We start from the raw sequence: 21,114 nt of genomic DNA on the forward strand, positions 1-21,114 counted from the left end.
GCGGTGCACAGTCTGCAGGCATTGCACAAAACCAATGTGGGAGCTGGCTTGCCTGCGATGACGGCGTGTCAGCCCTATACAGGGTGGCTGACACACCGTCATCGCGGGCAAGCCCGGCTCCCACACTGGGCCTTCAGCGGTCTTGGGGTTCAGGCCTCATCACCCTCATCATCATCCCCACCATCCACCTTCATCCCCAATTCCTTGATCTTGCGCGTCAGGGTATTGCGCCCCCAACCCAGCAGCACGGCCGCATCGCGACGACGGCCGGCAGTGTGCTTCAGGGCAGTCTCGATCATGATCCGCTCGAACGCCGGCACGGCGCTGTCCAGCAGGTTCGACTGGCCGCGTGCCAGGGCCTGGTCGGCCCATTGGCGCAGCGCCTGTTCCCAGTTGGTCACGGGAGCCGAGTCCTGAGGCAGGCTCAGCAGCTCCGGCGGCAGGTCGCTGATGTGCACTTCGCGCCCGGAGGCCATTACGGTGATCCAGCGGCAGGTGTTCTCCAGCTGGCGCACGTTGCCGGGCCACGGCAGATTCTTGAGGTATTCCTCGGTCTCGCTTTTGAGCAGCTTGGGCTCGACGGCCAGCTCCAGGGCAGCGCGGCTGAGGAAATGGCGGGCGAGGGTAGGGATATCTTCGCGGCGGTCCGACATGCGCGGGATGTGGATGCGGATCACGTTGAGGCGGTGAAACAAGTCCTCACGGAATTTACCCGCATGCACCAGTGTTTCCAGGTTCTGGTGGGTGGCCGCGATGATGCGCACATCCACCTTCACCGGCGTATGCCCGCCCACACGGTAGAACTCGCCGTCAGCCAGCACGCGCAGCAAGCGAGTCTGAGTATCGGCCGGCATGTCGCCGATCTCATCGAGGAACAGCGTGCCGCCGTCCGCCTGTTCAAAGCGCCCGCGACGCAGGTTGGCTGCGCCGGTGAACGCGCCTTTCTCATGGCCGAACAGCTCGGACTCCATCAAATCCTTGGGGATCGCCGCCATGTTCAGCGCGATAAACGGCGACGCCGCCCGTGGACTGTGGCGGTGCAGGGCGTGGGCCACCAGTTCTTTACCGGTCCCCGATTCGCCGTTGATCAGCACAGTGATGTTGGAGTGGCTCAAGCGCCCGATGGCGCGAAACACTTCCTGCATCGCTGGCGCTTCCCCGATGATTTCCGGGGTGCGGGTCAGGGTCGGCGGCGCTTCCTGGTTCTGTTGTTCCTGGGCGTGCTGGTTGGCGCGCTTGACCAGCGCCACCGCTTCATCCACATCGAATGGCTTGGGCAGGTATTCAAAGGCGCCGCCCTGGTAGGACGCGACAGCGCTGTCCAGGTCCGAGTGGGCGGTCATGATGATCACCGGCAGGCGCGGGTGCTGCTCGCGAATGCGCGCCAGCAAGTCCAGGCCACTGGCGCCAGGCATGCGGATATCGGAAATGATCACGTCCGGCTGCTGACGTGCCAGGCGGCTCATCACCCCATCGGCGCTGTCGAAGCTCTGGGTGGTCATGCCTTCTTGTTGCAAGGCTTTCTCGAGGACCCAGCGGATAGAACGGTCGTCATCGACGATCCAGACAGTTTCACTACGGCTCATGTCGTGGGGGCTCCTTGTTCCAATGGCAGGAAGATCGAGAACGTGGTGTGGCCAGGGTGGCTCTCACATTCGATCAGGCCCTGGTGCTGGCTGATGATGTTCTGGGTGATGGCCAGGCCCAGCCCGGTACCGTCCGGGCGGCCGCTGACCATGGGAAAGAAGATGGTTTCCTGCAGCTCCGCAGGAATGCCGGGGCCGTTGTCGATGATCTCCACCTTGGTCACCAGGCGGTGGCGCACATGGCCGATGGTGAACTGGCGCAGGGCGCGGGTGCGCAGGCTGATGCGGCCCAGGCGTAGCTCATTCTGGCTGCTGATGGCCTGCATGGCGTTGCGCACGATGTTGAGCACCGCCTGGATCATCTGTTCGCGGTCGATCAACACGTCGGGAATACTTGGGTCGTAGTCGCGCACCAAGGTGATGCAGCCTTGGCTTTCGGCCTCGACCAATTGGCAGACCCGCTCCAGCACCTCATGCACGTTGGTCATTGCCAGGGACGGCAGCTTGTTGGAGCCGAGCATGCGGTCCACCAGGTTACGCAGGCGGTCGGCTTCTTCGATGATGACGTTGGTGTAGTCCTTGAGGTGCTCGTCCGGCAGCTCGCGGGACAACAACTGTGCCGCGCCGCGAATACCGCCCAGCGGGTTTTTGATCTCATGGGCGAGGCCGCGCACCAGCATCTTGCTGGTTTCCTGCTTGGACAGCTGCGCTTCCTCCTTGGTGATGCGCAGCAGGCGGTCGCGGGGGTGGACTTCGAGCAGCAGCAGGGTCGCGCCATTGCTCAGGATCGGGGTCACGGCGTAGTCGACGGTCAACGTTTGCCCGGTGAGCGCGGTGAGCATCGCTTCGCGCTTGGTGAACGGGTGTGCCTGCTCCACGGCCTGGCGCAACGAGCTCAAGGCTTCGGCCGACTCGGTGAACAATTCGCTGATGAACTGCCCATGGCTGCGCTGGCCGCTGATGGCCAGGAGCATCTCCGCCGCCGGGTTCATGTACTCAAGGCGCAGGTCGGCATTGAGCAGGATGGTCGCGGTGGTCAGGTTGTCGAGTAACAAACGGTGCAGTGCATCGCTGATGGTCATCGGGACCTCTTTTGGAGCAAGGCGCGGGCTTGAGGCACACGCTGATACAAGGAAAATGCAAAAACCAAACCAAGGCTCCGAAAAGAAGCGCTAATGCCCTGAAATAAGGGTTTCAGGCGCGAAACTGTGGCGTTCTGCCAGCCTCAACGGGAAGTTTCGAACCAAAATGGGCTGGGCAATTGAGAAGGGTGCAGGCTATCGCACCAATATAGTGCGGTTTTGTGAAGGTTGTTCAGCAACTGAAGATTTAAGGCGAATCGCAGTCAGTGTGGAGCTGGCTTGCCTGCGATAGCGGTGGTGCATTCAACACCGCTATCGCAGGCAAGCCAGCTCCCACATTTTTAATTGGATTTGCAGTCCTTTTAATCTTTATAGATGCAAAGCTCGGCGGTGGCGCGGATCATCGCCAGTTGGCGCAGCGGATCATTCAGCGGTTCGTGCACGGCCTCGGCCAGCCATTGGGGGCATTTGGGGTCTGTGCGCAGGGGGGTGAAGTCGGCCAGCTGCTGCAGCAGCCTTTTTTGCAGCTCGTCCAGTCGAGGGCGGATCTGCTGGACCAGGTCCGGGCGCGGGTCGTCGGGCGCTTTGCCCTGGAACTGCCAATCGGACAGGTGGGTGTATTGCACCAGTTTATTGGCTTCGATCTGTGCGGCGAAAAACTGCTCGGCAGCGGCCGGGTCCAGCTTGTAGCCAGGTGCCTGGGCAGTGACGCTGGCGATCACCTCTTGCTCGCGCCTCTTGTCCTCCACGGGCTTGTGGCTGTCCCACTTGCTCAGTGCTACCTGGTCGGCAATCTCCAGGCGTTCGGCGATGCTGTTGAGCAGGGGTTCCAGCGTAGGCGGCGCTGCGCTCGCACTGGCACTGATGAACAGCAGGGCAAATACAAGTCGATGTTTCAAGGGCGATCCTCTGTAGGAGCGAGCTTGCTCGCGAAGGTCGCTAACGATAACGCGCCAATGTTGAAAAAATGCGGTGTCTTTGCGTTTTTCGCGAGCAAGCTTGCTCCTACAGGAGGGGGACGTAAATAATCTCAGGCAAAAAAAAAGACCTCCCGAAGGAGGTCTTTCTCATCACGCTACCTCAAGCAGCGCTACCGGATTAGCAGCTGTAGTACAGCTCGTATTCCAGTGGGTGTACGAAGGTGCGTACTTTGATTTCTTCTTCGCTTTTCAGGGCGATGTAAGCGTCGATGAAGTCGTCGCTGAAAACGCCGCCTTTGGTCAGGAACGCACGGCCCTTGTCCAGCTCTTCCAGGGCTTCTTTCAGGCTGCCGCACACTTGTGGGATCTCTTTGGCCTCTTCAGGCGGCAGGTCGTACAAGTTTTTGTCGGCGGCGTCGCCAGGGTGGATCTTGTTCTGGATACCGTCCAGGCCGGCCATCATCAAAGCGGCGAAGGCCAGGTAGGGGTTGGCAGCCGGGTCTGGGAAGCGCGCTTCGATACGACGGCCTTTAGGGCTGTTGACGTAAGGAATACGGATCGAGGCGGAGCGGTTGCGTGCCGAGTAGGCCAGCATCACCGGCGCTTCAAAACCTGGGACCAGACGCTTGTAGGAGTTGGTCGACGGGTTGGTGAAGCCGTTCAGGGCCTTGCCGTGCTTGATGATGCCGCCGATGAAGTACAGAGCGGTGTCGGACAGGCCGGCATAGCCTTCGCCGGCGAAGGTGTTCTTGCCGTCTTTGGAAATCGATACGTGAACGTGCATGCCCGAGCCGTTATCGCCGTACAGCGGCTTAGGCATGAAGGTAGCGGTGCGGCCATAGGCATCGGCAACGTTGTGCACGCAGTATTTCAGGGTTTGAACTTCGTCAGCCTTCTTCACCAGCGTGTTGAATTTCACGCCGATTTCGTTCTGGCCGGCAGTCGCCACTTCGTGGTGGTGAACTTCAACGGTCTGGCCCATTTCTTCCAGTGCGTTGCACATGGAAGTACGGATTTCATGGTCGAAGTCGAACGGTGGTACTGGGAAGTAACCGCCTTTCACGCCTGGACGGTGGCCTTTGTTGCCGCCTTCCACGTCCTGGTCGGACATCCACGAGCCTTGCTCGGAGAAAATCTTGAACATGGAGCCGGAGATGTCGGATTTGAACTTCACCGAGTCGAAGATGAAGAACTCTGGCTCAGGGCCGAAGAATGCGGTGTCGCCGATACCGGTGGACTTCAGGTATTCCTCGGCACGGTGGGCGATGGCGCGTGGGTCGCGGTCATAGCCTTGCATGGTCGAAGGCTCGATGATGTCGCACACCAGAATCAGGGTCGGCTCTTCGGTGAATGGGTCGAGTACGGCGGTGCTGTCGTCTGGCAGCAGGATCATGTCGGAGGCTTCGATGCCTTTCCAGCCTGCGATGGAGGAACCGTCGAACATCTTGCCGACTTCGAAGAAGTCATCTTCCAGCGCATCGCGAGCCGGCATGGTCACGTGGTGCTGAGTGCCTTTTGTGTCCGTGAAGCGCAGATCAATCCATTTAACGTCATGATCTTTGATGAGTTGAACCGACTTCGACATGGTGTCCTCCGGGTGGCTTCGGGCTTGGGGTAGTGGAGTTAGCCCTTAGAATTTGGGTGATGCCGGCGCGGATACTCCGCCAAGGCAACCTGCCTCACAAGAGAGCAAATTGCATGCCAGTGCGCCAACATGGCCGTTTTGCCTCAAAATGGCCCCTATAACGGTGCAATCGGCAAAAACGGCATAAATCGCGCACTGCAATGTAGCGTTTATTTGTGCAAATGACCCGTTTTGGTGCATTGCGTATGCAATGCATATTAACTGGTTAAACCTTGAGCGATTTCCGCTATAATCCGCGCCCCCCTTTTTCAGCAGGCCCGGCGCGCGCTGTTTCCATGAAATTAATCGTTAAAGTCTTCCCCGAGATCACCATCAAAAGCCGACCGGTACGGACGCGTTTCATCCGTCAGTTGGCCAAGAACATCCGTGCCGTGCTCCGTGACCTGGACCCGGCTGTGGTGGTGAACGGCGTGTGGGACAACCTCGAGCTGGAAACCCGCATTACCGACGCCAAAGCCTTGAAGGACATGACCGAGCGCCTGAGCTGCATGCCGGGCATCGCGCATTTCCTGCAGGTGGATGAGTACCCGCTGGGCGACTTCGACGACATCACCGAAAAGTGCAAGCAGCACTACGGCAGCGCGCTTGAAGGCAAGATTTTTTCGGTGCGTTGCAAGCGTGCCGGCAAGCACCCGTTCAGCTCCATGGATGTCGAGAAATACGTCGGCAGCAAGCTGCGTCGTGAGTGCGGCGCCGCTGGAATTTCCCTCAAAGCGCCACAAATTGAAGTGCGCATGGAAATTCGCGACCAACGGTTGTTTGTGATCCACAGCCAGCACAACAGCATCGGCGGCTACCCGCTGGGTGCCCTGGAACAGACCCTGGTATTGATGTCCGGCGGTTTCGATTCCACGGTTGCGGCCTACCAGATCATGCGTCGCGGCCTGATGAGCCACTTCTGCTTCTTCAACCTGGGCGGGCGTGCACATGAATTGGGCGTGATGGAAGTTGCGCACTTTATCTGGAAGAAATACGGCAGCTCCCAACGCGTGCTATTTGTAAGCGTACCGTTCGAGGAAGTGCTGGGCGAAATTCTCGGCAAAGTCGATAACAGTCATATGGGCGTAGTATTGAAGCGTATGATGTTGCGCGCTGCGTCCAGAATCGCCGATCAATTGCAGATCGACGCCCTGGTGACCGGCGAAGCGATTTCCCAGGTTTCCAGCCAGACGCTGCCTAACTTGTCGATCATTGACTGCGTGACCGAGAAGCTGGTGCTACGCCCGCTGATCGCCAGCCACAAGCAGGACATCATCGACCTGGCAGAGCAAATCGGCACCGCCGACTTTGCCAAGCATATGCCTGAATACTGCGGGGTCATTTCGGTGAACCCCAAGACCCACGCCAAGCGTCACCGCGTGGAGCATGAAGAAAAAGAATTCGACATGGCAATTCTGGAGCGTGCGCTCGAGAACGCCAAGCTGGTGCCAATCGATCGAGTGATCGACGAATTGGGCCAGGATGTGCAGATCGAAGAAGTCAGCGAAGCCCTGGCCGGCCAGATCGTCGTCGACATCCGTCACCCGGATGCCGCCGACGACGAGCCGCTGGAGATTCCTGGCATCGACGTACAAACGCTGCCGTTCTATGCATTGAACGCGCGTTTCAAGGAACTGGATGACAGCCGTCAGTACCTGCTGTATTGCGACAAAGGCGTGATGAGTCGCCTGCATGCCCACCATTTGCTCAGTGAGGGGCATGCCAATGTGCGCGTTTATCGACCGAGCTAAGAGCCCGGGGCTGTTTGCCTGTGGCCTGCGTCACCGGCCCCCCGACTCTGCCGTCAAGCTGTAACGGCAAGGCCTGACTCTACTGTTAATCGCTGCCACGACCTGTCAGCACACCGAATCCTCTGATCGAGATACACAAGTGATCGAAAATCTACGTAACATCGCCATCATTGCTCACGTTGACCATGGTAAAACCACCCTGGTAGACAAACTCCTGCGTCAATCCGGCACCCTGGAGCGCAACGAGCTCAACGACGAGCGCGTGATGGACTCCAACGACCAGGAAAAAGAGCGCGGTATTACCATCCTGGCAAAAAACACTGCTATCAACTGGAACGGCTACCACATCAACATCGTGGACACCCCGGGCCACGCCGACTTCGGCGGCGAAGTAGAACGCGTAATGTCGATGGTTGACTCCGTTCTGCTGCTGGTTGACGCTCAAGACGGCCCTATGCCGCAAACCCGTTTCGTGACCAAGAAGGCTTTCGAAGCCGGCCTGCGTCCGATCGTGTGCATCAACAAGGTTGACCGTCCAGGCGCGCGTCCGGACTGGGTTCTGGACCAGATCTTCGATCTGTTCGACAACCTGGGTGCCACCGAAGAACAGCTGGACTTCCAAGTCATCTACGCTTCGGCCCTGAACGGTATTGCTGGTCTTGACCACACCGACATGGCTGAAGACATGACTCCGCTGTACCAGTCGATCGTCGACAACGTACCAGCACCGAAAGTCGACCGTGAAGGCCCGTTCCAGATGCAAATCTCGGCACTGGACTACAACAGCTTCCTGGGTGTTATCGGCGTTGGCCGTATCGCTCGTGGTAGCGTCAAGCCGAACACCCCGGTTGTCGCTATCGGCGCTGACGGCAAGAAGCGTAACGGTCGTATCCTGAAGCTGATGGGTCACCACGGCCTGCACCGCATCGACGTTGAAGAAGCTTTCGCTGGCGACATCGTATGCGTGAGCGGTATGGACTCGCTGTTCATCTCCGACACCCTGTGCCAGCCGGACAACGTCGAGGCGATGAAGCCTCTGACCGTTGACGAGCCAACCGTTTCCATGACCTTCCAGGTAAACGACTCGCCTTTCTGCGGTAAAGAAGGCAAGTTCGTGACCTCCCGTAACATCAAGGAGCGTCTGGACAAGGAGCTGCTGTACAACGTTGCTCTGCGCGTTGAAGAAGGCGACTCGGCTGACAAGTTCAAGGTCTCCGGCCGTGGTGAGCTGCACCTCTCGGTACTGATCGAAACCATGCGTCGCGAAGGCTTCGAAATGGGTGTTGGTCGTCCGGAAGTGATCATCCGTCAGGTTGACGGCGTGAAGCAGGAACCGTTCGAAAACGTCACCATCGACACCCCGGAAGAGTCCCAGGGCAAGGTCATGGAAGAGATGGGCCTGCGTAAGGGCGACCTGACCAACATGGTGCCGGATGGCAAAGGCCGTGTGCGTCTGGAATACAACATCCCTGCTCGTGGTCTGATCGGTTTCCGTAACCAGTTCCTGACCCTGACCAACGGTGCTGGCATCCTGACCTCGATCTTCGATCGCTACGACACCATGAAGTCCGGCGACATGTCCGGCCGTCAGAACGGTGTTCTGGTATCGGTAGAAACCGGCAAGGCGCTGACCTACTCCCTGGAAACCCTCCAGGCGCGTGGCAAGCTGTTCGTTGAACACGGTCAAGAGATCTACAACGGCCAGATCGTTGGTCTGAACAGCCGCGACAACGACATGGGCGTGAACCCAACCAAAGGCAAGAAGCTCGACAACATGCGTGCTTCGGGCAAAGACGAAACCATCGCTCTGGTTCCACCTGTTCGCTTCACCCTGGAACAGGCCCTGGAATTCATCCAGGACGACGAGCTGTGCGAAGTCACGCCTAAGTCGATCCGCCTGCGTAAGAAGATCCTGGACGAAGGCGAGCGTACCCGCGCTGCCAAGAAAGCCAAGAACTGAGTTAACTCAGGCTGAATGAAAAACGCCCCCGGTCGAAAGGCCGGGGGCGTTTTTTTATGCCTGCAGTTTGTGTGTTGTGATCGTTCCCACGCTCCGCGTGGGAACGCCGCTTGGGAGGCTCCGCGTCCTGCTTTCAAGAGCGGACGCAGAGCGTCCACAGCTGCATTCCCACGCGGAGCGTGGGAACGATCAAAAACTTAGAACTTGTCGAGGGTCTTGAAGTTCGTCTCGCGCACCACTTCCTTGGGCTTGTAGGCACAGTACCCCGGCCGCGGCCCGATTTTCGGGTGGTTGCGGCACGTATCCGGGCGCTTGTCATAAATAGTGCAAAAGCGCGTCTTACGATCCAGGTACAGGCAGTCGTTGTTGCTCATGCGCTGCAGGGTAAAAATTTCGGACTTGTTGTTGTACCGCTCGACGATGCCTTCTTTCTGCAAACGCTTGGCGATGTTCTTCGGCGGCTCGCCGCGCTCGAACTCATCGACGATGCCAATGCGGATCAGGTCCTTGATCTTCACCTCCACCGGCAGCGTGCAGCAGCTGGACACGCAGCCGCCGCACATATGGGCGGAGTATTTCTGCCAGGTCTCTAGACGGTCGAGTTCCGCGGCGGCGATCAGTTGAGGCTTCATCAAGGTTCCAAGGTGGGGCGTTATCCGGGCGCGCGATCATACCGGGATTGGTGGTTTTTTGAACAATATTTTGCAGCTTTCAGCTCAAAGGTTTAGCCAGTGCCTGATCGGGCACGACCCCTGCATCAAATTCAGCCATAGGCCAATGAGTTAAAAAACTGCCGAACCAGCACGTCTACCGTCTGTCAGACCGACTAGGCTCTAGCAACTCCTTCAATCTCGCCCGAGGTCGCACCGATGTCTCAGGAACCGCTTGCACGAGAAGCAGAGGTAGCCGCATTCCGCGATGCTGTCTTGACCAAACTCACCTACGCGGTGGGCAAGGACCCGGATCACGCCTTCGACCATGACTGGTTCGAAGCCATTGCCCTGGCCGCCCGCGACCAGATGGTCGACCACTGGATGGACCACACGCGGCGTATTTATCGCAAAGGCCAGAAGCGTGTTTATTACCTGTCCCTGGAATTTCTCATCGGCCGCTTGCTCTACGACAGCCTGAGCAACCTGGGTGTGCTGGAGATCGCGCGCGAAGCGCTGTCGGAGCTGGGCGTGGATCTGGAGCGCATCCGCCTGCTGGAGCCCGACGCGGCGCTCGGCAACGGTGGCCTGGGCCGGCTGGCGGCGTGCTTTATGGAAAGCATGTCGACCCTCGGCATTGCTGGCCACGGCTATGGCATTCGTTATGAACACGGCCTGTTCCGCCAGGCCATTGTCGACGGTTGGCAGCAGGAACAGACCGAACGCTGGCTGGATTTCGGTAACCCTTGGGAATTCGAGCGCGCCGAAGTGATTTACCCGATTGGCTTTGGCGGCAGCGTCGAAACCGTTGCGGACGCCTCCGGCAAGATGATCCAGGTATGGTCGCCCAACGAAACCGTACGTGCTGTTGCCTATGACACGCCGGTCGTCGGTTGGCGCGGCGCCAGCGTCAACACCCTGCGCCTATGGCGTGCGCGGGCTGTAGAAGACCTGCATCTGGAGCGCTTCAACGCCGGTGACCACTTGGGCGCCGTCGCCGAGGTGGCCCGTGCCGAAAGCATCTCCCGAGTGCTTTACCCGGCCGACAGCACCGAAGCAGGGCAGGAGCTGCGCCTGCGCCAGGAATATTTCTTCGTCTCCGCGTCCCTGCAGGATTTGCTGCGCCGCCACAAGAACATGCACGGTTCGGTGCTCAGCCTGGGCGAGCACGCCGCCATCCAGCTCAACGACACCCACCCGTCCATCGCCGTGGCCGAGTTGATGCGCCAACTGGTCGACCTGCACGATGTACCGTGGGAAGCCGCGTGGGATGTCACCGTCGAGACCCTTTCGTACACCAACCACACCTTGCTGCCCGAGGCACTGGAAACCTGGCCTGTCGGTTTGATGGAGCGCATGCTGCCGCGGCACATGCAGATCATCTACCTGATCAACGCCCAGCACATCGACTCGCTGCGTGCCAAAGGCATCCACGACTTTGATGTCTTGCGCGCTGTGTCGCTGATCGAAGAAGACAACGGCCGCCGCGTGCGCATGGGCAACCTGGCATTCCTGGGCTCCCATAGCGTCAACGGCGTGTCCGGTTTGCATACCCAGCTAATGCGCAGCACGGTGTTCTCCGAACTGCACAAGCTCTACCCCGAGCGCATCAACAACAAAACCAACGGCATTACCTTCCGTCGCTGGTTGTACCAGGCCAACCCCAAGTTGACCGATATGCTGGTGGAAGCCCTGGGCCCGGATATTCTGGACCAGCCCGAGCAGCGTCTTATCGAGTTGGAACCCTTTGCCGAGAAACCGGCCTTCCGCAAAGCGTTCGCTGAACAGCGCCTGCACAGCAAGCGCGCACTGGCGCAGATCATCCATGAGCGCCTGGGCATTGCGATCAACCCGGCGGCGATGTTCGACGTGCAGGTCAAGCGCATCCATGAATACAAGCGCCAACTGCTCAACCTGCTGCACACTGTGGCGCTGTACCAGGCGATCCGTGCCGAGCCGGGCATCGATTGGGTGCCGCGGGTGAAGATCTTCGCGGGTAAGGCAGCGGCCAGTTATCACCAGGCCAAGCTGATCATCAAGCTGACCAACGACATCGCCCGCACCGTCAACAACGACCCGACCGTACGCGGCCTGCTCAAGGTGGTGTTCCTGCCCAACTACAACGTCAGCCTGGCGGAAAGCATCATTCCGGCAGCGGATTTGTCGGAGCAGATTTCCACGGCCGGCTTTGAGGCGTCGGGTACCAGCAACATGAAGTTCGGCCTCAACGGCGCGCTGACCATTGGCACCATGGACGGCGCCAACGTGGAGATGCACGAGCGGGTCGGCGCCGAGCACATGTTTATCTTTGGCCTCAGCGCCCAGCAGGTAGAAGCCCGCAAGCACGCCGGCGAGTTCAGCGCCGGGCCGGACATCGCCGCGTCCCATCGCTTGAACGACGTGCTGCAAGCGATCCGTGGTGGGGTATTTTCGCCGGATGACCCGGGCCGCTATGTGGGCCTGATCGATGGGCTGATCGACTACGATCGCTTCCTGGTGTGTGCCGACTTTGACGCCTACTGGGACGCGCAGGCGCGGGTCGAGGCGCATTGGCACGACTCCAAGGCCTGGTGGCGCTCGGCGGTGCTCAACACGGCGCGCATGGGGTGGTTCAGCTCTGACCGCACCATCCGCGAGTACGCCACCGAGATCTGGAAAGCCCTCGACTAACTGATACCCCTGTAGGAGCGAGCTTGCTCGCGAAGAGCTCCAACGATAACGCGTGCTTGCTGAATGAACGCGGCGCGTGTGAGTTTTTCGCGAGCAAGCTCGCTCCTACAGAGGGCTATTGCGTTGGGTCGTGAACTCTATTGGCGTTAAATCCTCTGATTAGAGGAAATCAGCCCCGACTCGCGCTAAACTGCGCGGGTTTTTAGCCCCCCATTCTCCGGAGCCGTCCATGTCCCGCGTTACCTTGAGTCGCTATTTGATCGAGCAGACCCGCAGCAACAACACGCCTGCCGATCTGCGCTTCCTTATCGAAGTGGTGGCGCGTGCTTGCAAGGAAATCAGCCACGCCGTTTCCAAAGGCGCACTGGGCGGTGTCCTGGGCAGCATGGGCACTGAAAACGTGCAGGGCGAAGTGCAGAAGAAACTGGACGTTCTGTCCAACGAAATCCTGCTCGAAGCCAACGAATGGGGCGGCCACCTGGCCGGCATGGCGTCCGAAGAAATGGACAATGCCTACCAGATCCCAGGCAAATACCCGAAAGGCGCATACCTGCTGGTATTCGACCCACTGGACGGTTCGTCCAACATCGACATCAACGCACCGGTCGGCACCATCTTCTCGGTACTGCGTTGCCCCAACGAATACCTGAGCCAGAACGAAGCCCTGAACGAAAAGGCCTTCCTGCAGCCAGGCACCGAGCAGGTTGCTGCCGGCTATGCGATCTACGGCCCACAGACCATGCTGGTGCTGACCCTGGGCGACGGCGTCAAGGGCTTCACCCTGGACCGTGAAATGGGCAGCTTCGTGCTGACCCACGAAGACATTTCGATTCCTGCTTCTACCCAGGAATTTGCCATCAACATGTCCAACCAGCGCCACTGGGAAGAACCGGTGAAGCGCTACGTCAACGAGCTGATGGAAGGCGAAGAAGGCCCGCTGAAGAAGAACTTCAACATGCGCTGGGTGGCCGCGATGGTTGCCGACGTACACCGCATCCTGACCCGTGGTGGGCTGTTCATGTACCCACGCGACAGCCGCGAGCCGTCCAAGCCAGGCAAGCTGCGCCTGATGTACGAAGCCAACCCGATGTCGTTTTTGGTTGAACAGGCAGGCGGTGCGTCCACCGACGGCCACCAGCGCATCCTCGACATTCAGCCTGAAGGCCTGCACCAGCGTGTGGCGGTATTCCTGGGTTCGAAGGAAGAAGTTGAGCGCGTGACGGCCTATCACAAGAAGTAAGCCGTAACGAGCGGTGAGCCGCTGTATTGTGAGATGGATCACCGTTAAAGAAGCCCCGAAACGTTTCAGCGTTTTCGGGGCTTTTTTGTTTTCGCTCGTCGGGAACCAGACACCCCTTTTCCCTTCTAAGCTTCTGGCAGATACCCCAGCTGCTTTGTCTCTCCAGGAGCTTTTCCATGTCTATACGCCGTCTCGCCCTGCTGGCTTTTTGCGTGCTCTTAGCCGCTTGCAGCAAGGTCACCCAAGAAAACTACCAAAAGCTCTCGGCCGGCATGGCCAAGGCCGAGGTGGAGTCGTTGCTGGGCAAGCCAACCGATTGTTCCGGCGCACTGGGCATGTCCAGCTGCACCTGGGGCGATAAAAACAGCTTTATCAGCGTGCAGTACGCCGGTGACAAAGTTCTGATGTTTTCCGGGCAAGGCCTGAAGTAAACCGGGGCGCGAGCCTGCGGGAGAAGAAGAATGATGCGTTTTGTTTTGTTCCTTTGCGCCAGCCTGTTTTTGGCGGGCTGCGCCAGCCATTCTGGCGATGATCTGCAACCCAAGACTGCGAGCAACGTCAACCTCAAGCGTTACCAGGGCACCTGGTATGAGTTGGCCCGGTTGCCGATGTACTTCCAGCGCAACTGTGCGCAATCCGAAGCCCGCTACACCTTGCTGCCTGATGGTGACATGTCGGTTTTCAACCGCTGCCTGACGCCTGAGTGGAAGTGGCAAGAGGCCAAAGGCACGGCAACGCCGCAGGTGCCAGGCAAGACCGACAAACTGTGGGTGGAATTCAATAACTGGTTTACATCGCTGTTGCCGGGCGTTGCCAAGGGCGACTACTGGGTGCTGTATGTCAGCGATGACTACAAGACCGCCATCGTCGGCAGCCCGAGCCGTCGCTATATGTGGATCCTGTCGCGCACGCCGACGGTGAGTGCCGATACCCGCGAAGACCTGCTGAGCAGGGCGCGACAGCAAGGCTATGACACCACGCGGTTGATCTGGCGCACGTCGGATAAGCAGATGGCGAAGACGTCTCAGTAATTTGCGGCCCCTCAATCAAATGTGGGAGCTGGCTTGCCTGCGATAGCATCAACCCGGTGTAACTGAAGCACCGAGGTGTCTGTATCGCAGGCAAGCCAGCTCCCGCAGTTGTTATGGGTTGGTCGTCAGTTCAGCAAGTCCTTCAGGACCTGGGTGAATGCCCGGCTGCTGTCTTCTTCGCCAGCATGATGCCCATCTCGCACCACCCATTTGCCATTGACCAGTACATCGCGCACTTGCCGATCACCACCGGCAAAAAGCCAGCGGTTGAGAATCCCATCCTCACTGGCCGTCGCCAAGTACGGGTCGCTACCGTCCAGCACTATCCAGTCCGCACGCTTGCCCACTTGCAGTCGACCAATCGGCTGGCCCAGCGCTTGTGCGCCACCGTCCAGCGCAGCATCGAACAGCGTGCGACCCACCATCGGCTGATCGCTGCGATACAGGCGGTTGCGCCGTTGATCGCGCAGGCGCTGGCCGTATTCCAGCCAACGCAGTTCTTCCACCACGCTCAGTGACACATGGCTGTCGGAACCGATGCCCATGCGGCCGCCCTGAGCGAGGAAGTCCACCGCCGGAAAAATCCCATCGCCCAGGTTGGCTTCGGTGGTCAGGCACAAACCGGCAATCGCTCGGCTGTTGGCCATGCGCGTGACTTCGTCGGCATCGGCATGGGTGGCATGCACCAGGCACCAGCGATCATCCACCTCGACATTGTCATACAGCCACTGCAACGGGCGCTTGCCGCTCCAGGCCAGGCAGTCGTCGACTTCTTTTTGCTGTTCGGCGATGTGGATATGCACGGGGCAGTTTTTGTCACTGGCGCCCAGCACGGTATGGATTTGTTCGGGGGTTACGGCGCGCAGGGAGTGGAAGCACAGGCCCAGTTGCTGCGCCGGTTGTGCCGCCAGAATGGGCTGCAGGCGTGCTTGCAGGTCCAGGTAGTGTTCCGTGCTGTTGATAAACCGTCGCTGGCCTTCATTCGGCGCTTGGCCACCAAAACCCGCGTGGGTGTAGAGCACCGGCAGCAAGGTCAGGCCGATCCCGCTGCTGGCGGCCGCCTGGCTGATCTGGCGGGACAGCTCCGTACGGTCGGCATAGGGCTGGCCGCTGACATCGTGGTGCACGTAATGAAACTCGGCCACCGAGGTGTAGCCGGCCTTGAGCATTTCGATATACAGCTGACGGGCGATGACCTGTAACTGCTCGGGGTTGATCTTGCCGACCATGCGGTACATCAAGTCGCGCCAGGTCCAGAAACTGTCGTTGGGGTTGCCGGCCACTTCGGCCAAGCCCGCCATGGCGCGTTGGAAGGCATGGGAGTGCAGGTTCGGCATGCCCGCCAACACCGGGCCCCTGAGCCGTTCCGCGCCTTCTGCACTGGCATTGGGCTCAACCTTTGTCAGCAGGCCATCGGCGCCGACTTCAAGACGTACATCATTGGCCCATCCATTAGGCAGCAGTGCGCGTTCGGCAAAGAAAGCGGACATGATCAAGGCACCCCGGTCGTGTGTTTATTTGTATATACATATACAGACGTTTGCCTGCTCGGTAAACTCCGGCAATCTATGCATCTTTTTCCCCTGCAAGGATTCCCTGTGCCGACTCCGCCCGCCAACTCTTCGCTGGCTGCCCACATGGACGAAAGTCCGGCGCCCTTGTATGCCCGCGTCAAACAGATGATCAGCCAGCAGATCCTCAACGGCAACTGGCCGCCCCATTACCGCGTGCCGTCGGAAAGCGAGCTGGTCAGCGAGTTGGGCTTCAGCCGCATGACCATCAACCGTGCCCTGCGCGAGCTGACCGCCGAAGGCTTGTTGGTGCGTATGCAGGGTGTGGGTACGTTTGTTGCCGAGCCGAAAAGCCAGTCGGCCCTGTTTGAAGTGCACAACATCGCCGATGAAATCGCCTCCCGCGGGCATCGGCACACTTGCCAGGTCATCACCCTGGGCGAAGAAGCTGCTGGTTCCGAGCGCGCCGTCGCCTTGGAAATGCGCGAAGGCGGGCGGGTGTTCCACTCGTTGATCGTGCATTACGAGAACGACATTCCTGTGCAAATCGAAGACCGTTTCGTCAACGCTCTGGTCGCGCCGGAATACCTGCAGCAGGACTTCACCCAGCAAACCCCGTATGCCTATTTGAACCAGGTCGCGCCGTTGACTGAGGGTGAGCATGTGGTTGAGGCGATTCTCGCCGATGCCGCCGAGTGCAAGTTGTTGCAGATCGAGCCGAGCGAGCCGTGCCTGTTGATTCGCCGACGCACCTGGTCGGGTCGCCAGCCGGTGACTGCGGCGCGGTTGATCCACCCCGGTTCCCGTCACAGCCTCGAAGGACGCTTCAGTAAATGAGTGAGATCAACGTCTGGCGCGCCGCCGACTACGTGCGCATGCCGTGGAAGAACGGCGGCGGCAGTACCGAAGAAATCAGTCGCGACGCCGGCACCGGCCTGGAGGGCTTTGGCTGGCGTTTGTCGATTGCCGATATCGCCGAGTCGGGTGGGTTTTCCACCTTCGCCGGTTACCAGCGCGTGATTACGGTGATCAAAGGCGCCGGCATGGTGCTGACCGTAGACGGTGAGGAGCAGCGCGGGTTGTTACCGTTGCAGCCGTTCGCGTTCAAGGGCGAAAGCCAGGTGTCATGCCGTTTGATCACCGGGCCGATTCGCGACTTCAATCTGATCTATTCGCCCGAGCGTTACCATGCACGCTTGCAGTGGATGGATGGCGTGCAGCAGTTTTTCAGTACTGCGCAGACGGTGCTGGTTTTCAGCGTGGCGGACGAAGTGAAGGTGCTGGGCGAGAAGCTCGGCCACCACGATTGCCTGCAAGTGGACGGTAACACTGAACTGCTGGAAATATCGGTCACAGGCCGCTGCTGCATCATCGAACTGACCGCACGCGGTTAAAAACTGTGGGAGCGGGCTTGCCTGCGATAGCGGTGTATCAGCCTAGGATGTGCTGATTGACACACCGCTATCGCAGGCAAGCCAGCTCCCACATTTGTTTGTGCGCTGTTCCCAAGACCGCGCACCAATTTGTTACCGAACGCCCCAGCGTGACGCAAAGCCACGCTGTCGTGACAAATCCTCTTTGCGGTAAAACGCCTCCGTAAGAAATTTCATCAAGCCTCCAAGCCTTGATTATCAAAGCTTACGCGCGCCTTGGAAAAAATCTGTAAGGCTCATTTCAAAAGTTGGCCGCTCGATTGCATATGCTTGTACATACAAGTAAAGATGTGTGCGTAAGACTTCGCACCATCCATGTTCGCGCATCGATCGCCGAGGAGTCCTAGCTGTGACCAAGCCTACAAAATACCGTGACGTCGAAATCCGCGCCGCCCGCGGTAACAAGCTCACCGCCAAAAGCTGGCTGACCGAAGCGCCGCTGCGCATGCTGATGAACAACCTCGACCCGCAAGTGGCCGAGAATCCCAAAGAATTGGTGGTGTACGGCGGTATCGGCCGTGCGGCGCGCAACTGGGAGTGCTACGACCAGATCGTCGAGAGCCTCACCAATCTGAACGACGACGAAACCCTGCTGGTGCAATCCGGTAAGCCGGTCGGCGTGTTCAAGACCCACAGCAACGCCCCGCGCGTGTTGATTGCCAACTCCAACCTGGTACCGCACTGGGCCAGTTGGGAGCATTTCAACGAACTGGATGCCAAGGGCCTGGCCATGTACGGCCAGATGACCGCCGGCAGCTGGATCTACATCGGCAGCCAGGGCATCGTTCAAGGCACCTACGAAACCTTCGTGGAAGCCGGCCGCCAGCATTACAACAGCGACCTGACCGGTCGCTGGGTGCTCACCGCCGGCCTCGGCGGCATGGGCGGCGCGCAGCCACTGGCCGCGACCCTGGCCGGCGCCTGCTCGCTGAACATCGAGTGCCAGCAAGTCAGCATCGACTTCCGCCTGAGCAGCCGCTACGTCGACGAGCAGGCCACCGACCTCGACGACGCCCTGGCGCGTATCGCCAAGTACACCAAGGAAGGCAAGGCCATCTCCATCGCCCTGCTGGGCAACGCCGCAGAGATCCTGCCGGAACTGGTCAAGCGCGGCGTGCGCCCGGACATGGTCACCGACCAGACCAGCGCCCACGACCCACTCAACGGCTACCTGCCGGCCGGCTGGACCTGGGACGAATACCGCGCTCGCGCCAAGACCGAGCCGGCCGCCGTGATCAAGGCCGCCAAGCAGTCGATGGCCGTCCACGTCAAAGCCATGCTCGAATTCCAGAAGCAAGGCATCCCGACCTTCGACTACGGCAACAACATCCGCCAGATGGCCCAGGAAGAGGGCGTGGAAAACGCGTTCGACTTCCCAGGTTTCGTACCGGCTTACATCCGCCCACTGTTCTGCCGTGGCATCGGCCCGTTCCGTTGGGCGGCGCTGTCCGGCGACCCGCAAGACATCTACAAGACCGACGCCAAAGTCAAAGAACTGATCCCGGACGATGCCCACCTGCACAACTGGCTGGACATGGCCCGCGAGCGCATCAGCTTCCAGGGCCTGCCGGCACGTATCTGCTGGGTCGGCCTGGGCCAGCGTGCCAAGTTGGGCCTGGCGTTCAACGAAATGGTGCGCAGCGGCGAGCTGTCCGCGCCGGTCGTGATCGGCCGTGATCACCTGGACTCCGGCTCGGTCGCCAGCCCGAACCGCGAAACCGAAGCCATGCAGGACGGCTCCGACGCTGTGTCCGACTGGCCACTGCTCAACGCCTTGCTCAACACCGCGAGCGGCGCCACCTGGGTCTCGCTGCACCACGGTGGCGGCGTGGGCATGGGCTTCTCCCAGCACTCGGGGATGGTGATTGTCTGCGACGGTACTGACGAAGCGGCCGAGCGGATTGCCCGCGTGCTGCACAACGACCCGGCGACCGGGGTGATGCGTCATGCGGATGCGGGTTACCAGATCGCTGTCGACTGCGCCAAGGAACAAGGCCTGAACCTGCCGATGATCAAGTAACTCAATGTGGGGTGGGCTTGTGTGGCGAGCAAGCTTGCTTGCGCTGGGGTGCGAAGCAGCCCCAAAAAGCCGGCTCCAGCTTCGCTGTCGAACGGGAGCAAGCTCCCTCGCCACAGCAAGCCAGCGCCCACAGAAGAGCAAGATGCATACAAAACAATCCATCAGAGGTTGAACAACATGGCTGCAAACGACACCACCCCGTTGATCGAGAAACGTTCGATCGACTACATCCCGGAAGCGGAAAGACATGGTCGTCTATTCAGTCAATTCACCCTGTGGATGGGTGCCAACCTGCAGATCACTGCGATTGTTACCGGGGCGTTGGCCGTGGTGCTGGGCGGTGATGTGTTCTGGTCGTTGATCGGCTTGCTCATCGGTCAATTGATCGGCGGTGGCGTCATGGCGCTGCATGCGGCGCAAGGGCCCAAGCTTGGCCTGCCGCAGATGATTTCCAGCCGGGTGCAGTTCGGCGTGTATGGGGCGGCCATTCCGATTGTGCTGGTGTGCTTGATGTACTTGGGTTTCACCGCCACCGGTACCGTGTTGTCGGGCCAGGCGCTGGGCCAGTTGTTCGGGGTCAGCGACAGCGTCGGCATCCTGATCTTCGCCAGTGTCATCGTGCTGGTCACGGTGCTGGGTTACCGAGTGATCCACTTCATCGGCCGGGTTGCCAGCCTGATTGGCGTGGTTGCCTTTGTGTACCTGTTCAGCCGCCTGATGAGCCAGACCGACGTTGGCGCGCTCCTGCAGATCCGCCACTTCAGCTGGAGCAGTTTCCTGCTGGCCGTGTCGCTGGCGGCCTCTTGGCAGATTGCGTTCGGCCCTTACGTGGCGGATTACTCGCGTTACCTGCCGAGCCACACGTCATCGGTTAAAACCTTTCTCGCTGCTGGCGCAGGCTCAGTCATCGGGGCCCAAGTGGCGATGGTCCTCGGCGTGTTTGCCGCGGCCATGTCCAACGGGCAGTTTGCCGGTCACGAGGTGGCGTACATCGTTGGCTTGAGCGGCACGGGGGCCACCGCTGCGTTGCTGTATTTCAGCATCGCGTTCGGCAAGGTCACCATCTCGACGCTCAATTCCTACGGCAGCTTCATGTGCATCGCCACTATCATCAGCGGCTTTCGTGGGCGTCTGGAGGTCACGCGTCTGCAGCGTCTGGTGTTCGTGTTGATGATCGTCGGCACGGCCACGCTGATCGCGTTGCTCGGCCAACATTCGTTCCTCGGTGCATTCAAGTCGTTCATCCTGTTCCTGTTGGCGTTCTTTACGCCCTGGAGCGCGATCAACCTGGTGGATTACTACTGCATCACCCGCGAGCGTTATGACGTGCCGGCGCTGGCCGACCCGAACGGTCGCTACGGCCGCTGGAACCTGCTGGGCATCAGCGTCTATGTGTTCGGCGTACTGGTGCAGTTGCCGTTCATCTCCACCAAGTTCTACACCGGTCCCCTGGTGGCCGCGCTGGGTGATGTGGATATCTCCTGGATCATCGGCCTGGTACTGCCGGCGGCCCTGTATTACGTGTGTGCGAAAAAATGGCACGGCACGGTACCCGATCACCTGATCCTGCCAAAAGAGCAGGGCGCTTCACCCATAACAAACGAGCTGGCTGCACAAGCCTGATGGGACGTGGACA

General features: G+C 59.7%; 16 protein-coding genes. 10 read left to right on the plus strand and 6 right to left on the minus strand.

Going from position 1 to position 21,114, the window contains the following annotated elements; genetic code table 11:
- Positions 1-149 precede the first annotated feature (149 nt).
- The 4 genes from ntrC to glnA all read right to left on the minus strand — a co-directional run bounded on the left by ntrC (position 150) and on the right by glnA (position 5,173).
- Positions 150-1,586 carry a nitrogen regulation protein NR(I) gene (gene ntrC / locus JFT58_RS09345; RefSeq protein ID WP_003187806.1) on the minus strand — a complete coding sequence of 479 codons (1,437 nt, stop codon included), beginning with the start codon at positions 1,584-1,586 and terminating at the stop codon, positions 150-152.
- Positions 1,583-2,668 (minus strand): nitrogen regulation protein NR(II), encoded by a 1,086-nt coding sequence (gene glnL / locus JFT58_RS09350; RefSeq protein WP_014716523.1) that lies wholly within the window; start codon positions 2,666-2,668, stop codon positions 1,583-1,585. The genes ntrC and glnL overlap by 4 nt, the downstream gene beginning before the upstream one ends.
- 362 nt (positions 2,669-3,030) lie before the next feature.
- Positions 3,031-3,567, minus strand: coding sequence for a chorismate mutase (locus tag JFT58_RS09355; RefSeq protein ID WP_054897543.1), 537 nt, complete (start codon positions 3,565-3,567; stop codon positions 3,031-3,033).
- Positions 3,568-3,766: 199 nt separating this feature from the next.
- Complete coding sequence (gene glnA / locus JFT58_RS09360; RefSeq protein WP_003187811.1) at positions 3,767-5,173, minus strand: type I glutamate--ammonia ligase; 1,407 nt, start codon at positions 5,171-5,173, stop codon at positions 3,767-3,769.
- Positions 5,174-5,508: 335 nt separating this feature from the next.
- Here glnA and thiI point away from each other — a divergent pair, with 335 nt between their 5' ends.
- Together thiI and typA are read left to right on the plus strand one after the other, a co-directional pair.
- A complete protein-coding gene (gene thiI / locus JFT58_RS09365) occupies positions 5,509-6,963 on the plus strand; it encodes a tRNA uracil 4-sulfurtransferase ThiI (protein WP_054897542.1) in 1,455 nt (484 codons plus the stop codon).
- A 139-nt stretch (positions 6,964-7,102) separates the two neighbouring features.
- Positions 7,103-8,923 carry a translational GTPase TypA gene (gene typA, locus JFT58_RS09370; RefSeq protein ID WP_014716526.1) on the plus strand — a complete coding sequence of 607 codons (1,821 nt, stop codon included), beginning with the start codon at positions 7,103-7,105 and terminating at the stop codon, positions 8,921-8,923.
- Positions 8,924-9,120: 197 nt separating this feature from the next.
- On the opposite strand, the gene JFT58_RS09375 is transcribed toward typA, so the two are convergent.
- Positions 9,121-9,555 carry a YkgJ family cysteine cluster protein gene (locus JFT58_RS09375; protein WP_054897541.1) on the minus strand — a complete coding sequence of 145 codons (435 nt, stop codon included), beginning with the start codon at positions 9,553-9,555 and terminating at the stop codon, positions 9,121-9,123.
- A gap of 237 nt (positions 9,556-9,792) precedes the next feature.
- Here JFT58_RS09375 and JFT58_RS09380 point away from each other — a divergent pair, with 237 nt between their 5' ends.
- The 4 genes from JFT58_RS09380 to JFT58_RS09395 all read left to right on the plus strand — a co-directional run bounded on the left by JFT58_RS09380 (position 9,793) and on the right by JFT58_RS09395 (position 14,514).
- On the plus strand, positions 9,793-12,243 hold the full coding sequence (locus JFT58_RS09380) for a glycogen/starch/alpha-glucan phosphorylase (protein ID WP_034125542.1): 2,451 nt from the start codon (positions 9,793-9,795) through the stop codon (positions 12,241-12,243).
- A 229-nt stretch (positions 12,244-12,472) separates the two neighbouring features.
- Positions 12,473-13,483, plus strand: coding sequence for a class 1 fructose-bisphosphatase (locus tag JFT58_RS09385; protein ID WP_003187818.1), 1,011 nt, complete (start codon positions 12,473-12,475; stop codon positions 13,481-13,483).
- A gap of 176 nt (positions 13,484-13,659) precedes the next feature.
- Positions 13,660-13,914, plus strand: a complete 255-nt coding sequence (locus JFT58_RS09390) for a hypothetical protein (RefSeq protein WP_003187823.1) — start codon at positions 13,660-13,662, stop codon at positions 13,912-13,914.
- A 30-nt stretch (positions 13,915-13,944) separates the two neighbouring features.
- Positions 13,945-14,514 (plus strand): lipocalin family protein, encoded by a 570-nt coding sequence (locus JFT58_RS09395; RefSeq protein ID WP_034117302.1) that lies wholly within the window; start codon positions 13,945-13,947, stop codon positions 14,512-14,514.
- A gap of 125 nt (positions 14,515-14,639) precedes the next feature.
- Here JFT58_RS09395 and JFT58_RS09400 read toward each other — a convergent pair whose 3' ends face one another.
- A complete protein-coding gene (locus JFT58_RS09400; protein WP_054897540.1) occupies positions 14,640-16,004 on the minus strand; it encodes a formimidoylglutamate deiminase in 1,365 nt (454 codons plus the stop codon).
- A gap of 147 nt (positions 16,005-16,151) precedes the next feature.
- Here JFT58_RS09400 and hutC point away from each other — a divergent pair, with 147 nt between their 5' ends.
- The 4 genes from hutC to JFT58_RS09420 all read left to right on the plus strand — a co-directional run bounded on the left by hutC (position 16,152) and on the right by JFT58_RS09420 (position 21,101).
- Positions 16,152-16,862: a histidine utilization repressor gene (gene hutC, locus JFT58_RS09405; protein WP_230182974.1), complete on the plus strand. Its 711-nt coding sequence runs from the start codon at positions 16,152-16,154 to the stop codon at positions 16,860-16,862.
- Positions 16,859-17,419, plus strand: coding sequence for a HutD/Ves family protein (locus JFT58_RS09410; protein ID WP_054897539.1), 561 nt, complete (start codon positions 16,859-16,861; stop codon positions 17,417-17,419). Before hutC ends, JFT58_RS09410 begins: the two co-directional genes overlap by 4 nt.
- A gap of 388 nt (positions 17,420-17,807) precedes the next feature.
- Positions 17,808-19,478: a urocanate hydratase gene (gene hutU, locus JFT58_RS09415; protein WP_054897538.1), complete on the plus strand. Its 1,671-nt coding sequence runs from the start codon at positions 17,808-17,810 to the stop codon at positions 19,476-19,478.
- A 177-nt stretch (positions 19,479-19,655) separates the two neighbouring features.
- On the plus strand, positions 19,656-21,101 hold the full coding sequence (locus JFT58_RS09420; RefSeq protein ID WP_034125547.1) for a purine-cytosine permease family protein: 1,446 nt from the start codon (positions 19,656-19,658) through the stop codon (positions 21,099-21,101).
- Positions 21,102-21,114 lie beyond the last annotated feature (13 nt).

Source organism: Pseudomonas sp. MF6767 (assembly GCF_016405475.1).
GTDB lineage: Bacteria > Pseudomonadota > Gammaproteobacteria > Pseudomonadales > Pseudomonadaceae > Aquipseudomonas > Aquipseudomonas paracarnis.

What these genes read in the sequence shown, in the direction of transcription:
- JFT58_RS09410 (WP_054897539.1), top strand. Translation starts at nt 16,859, where the DNA reads ATGAGTGAGATCAACGTCTGGCGCGCCGCCGACTACGTGCGCATGCCG.
- ntrC (WP_003187806.1), bottom strand. Translation starts at nt 1,586, where the DNA reads ATGAGCCGTAGTGAAACTGTCTGGATCGTCGATGACGACCGTTCTATC.
- JFT58_RS09390 (WP_003187823.1), top strand. Translation starts at nt 13,660, where the DNA reads ATGTCTATACGCCGTCTCGCCCTGCTGGCTTTTTGCGTGCTCTTAGCC.
- thiI (WP_054897542.1), top strand. Translation starts at nt 5,509, where the DNA reads ATGAAATTAATCGTTAAAGTCTTCCCCGAGATCACCATCAAAAGCCGA.
- glnA (WP_003187811.1), bottom strand. Translation starts at nt 5,173, where the DNA reads ATGTCGAAGTCGGTTCAACTCATCAAAGATCATGACGTTAAATGGATT.
- glnL (WP_014716523.1), bottom strand. Translation starts at nt 2,668, where the DNA reads ATGACCATCAGCGATGCACTGCACCGTTTGTTACTCGACAACCTGACC.
- JFT58_RS09400 (WP_054897540.1), bottom strand. Translation starts at nt 16,004, where the DNA reads ATGTCCGCTTTCTTTGCCGAACGCGCACTGCTGCCTAATGGATGGGCC.
- JFT58_RS09380 (WP_034125542.1), top strand. Translation starts at nt 9,793, where the DNA reads ATGTCTCAGGAACCGCTTGCACGAGAAGCAGAGGTAGCCGCATTCCGC.
- JFT58_RS09385 (WP_003187818.1), top strand. Translation starts at nt 12,473, where the DNA reads ATGTCCCGCGTTACCTTGAGTCGCTATTTGATCGAGCAGACCCGCAGC.
- hutC (WP_230182974.1), top strand. Translation starts at nt 16,152, where the DNA reads ATGGACGAAAGTCCGGCGCCCTTGTATGCCCGCGTCAAACAGATGATC.
- JFT58_RS09395 (WP_034117302.1), top strand. Translation starts at nt 13,945, where the DNA reads ATGATGCGTTTTGTTTTGTTCCTTTGCGCCAGCCTGTTTTTGGCGGGC.
- JFT58_RS09375 (WP_054897541.1), bottom strand. Translation starts at nt 9,555, where the DNA reads ATGAAGCCTCAACTGATCGCCGCCGCGGAACTCGACCGTCTAGAGACC.
- JFT58_RS09420 (WP_034125547.1), top strand. Translation starts at nt 19,656, where the DNA reads ATGGCTGCAAACGACACCACCCCGTTGATCGAGAAACGTTCGATCGAC.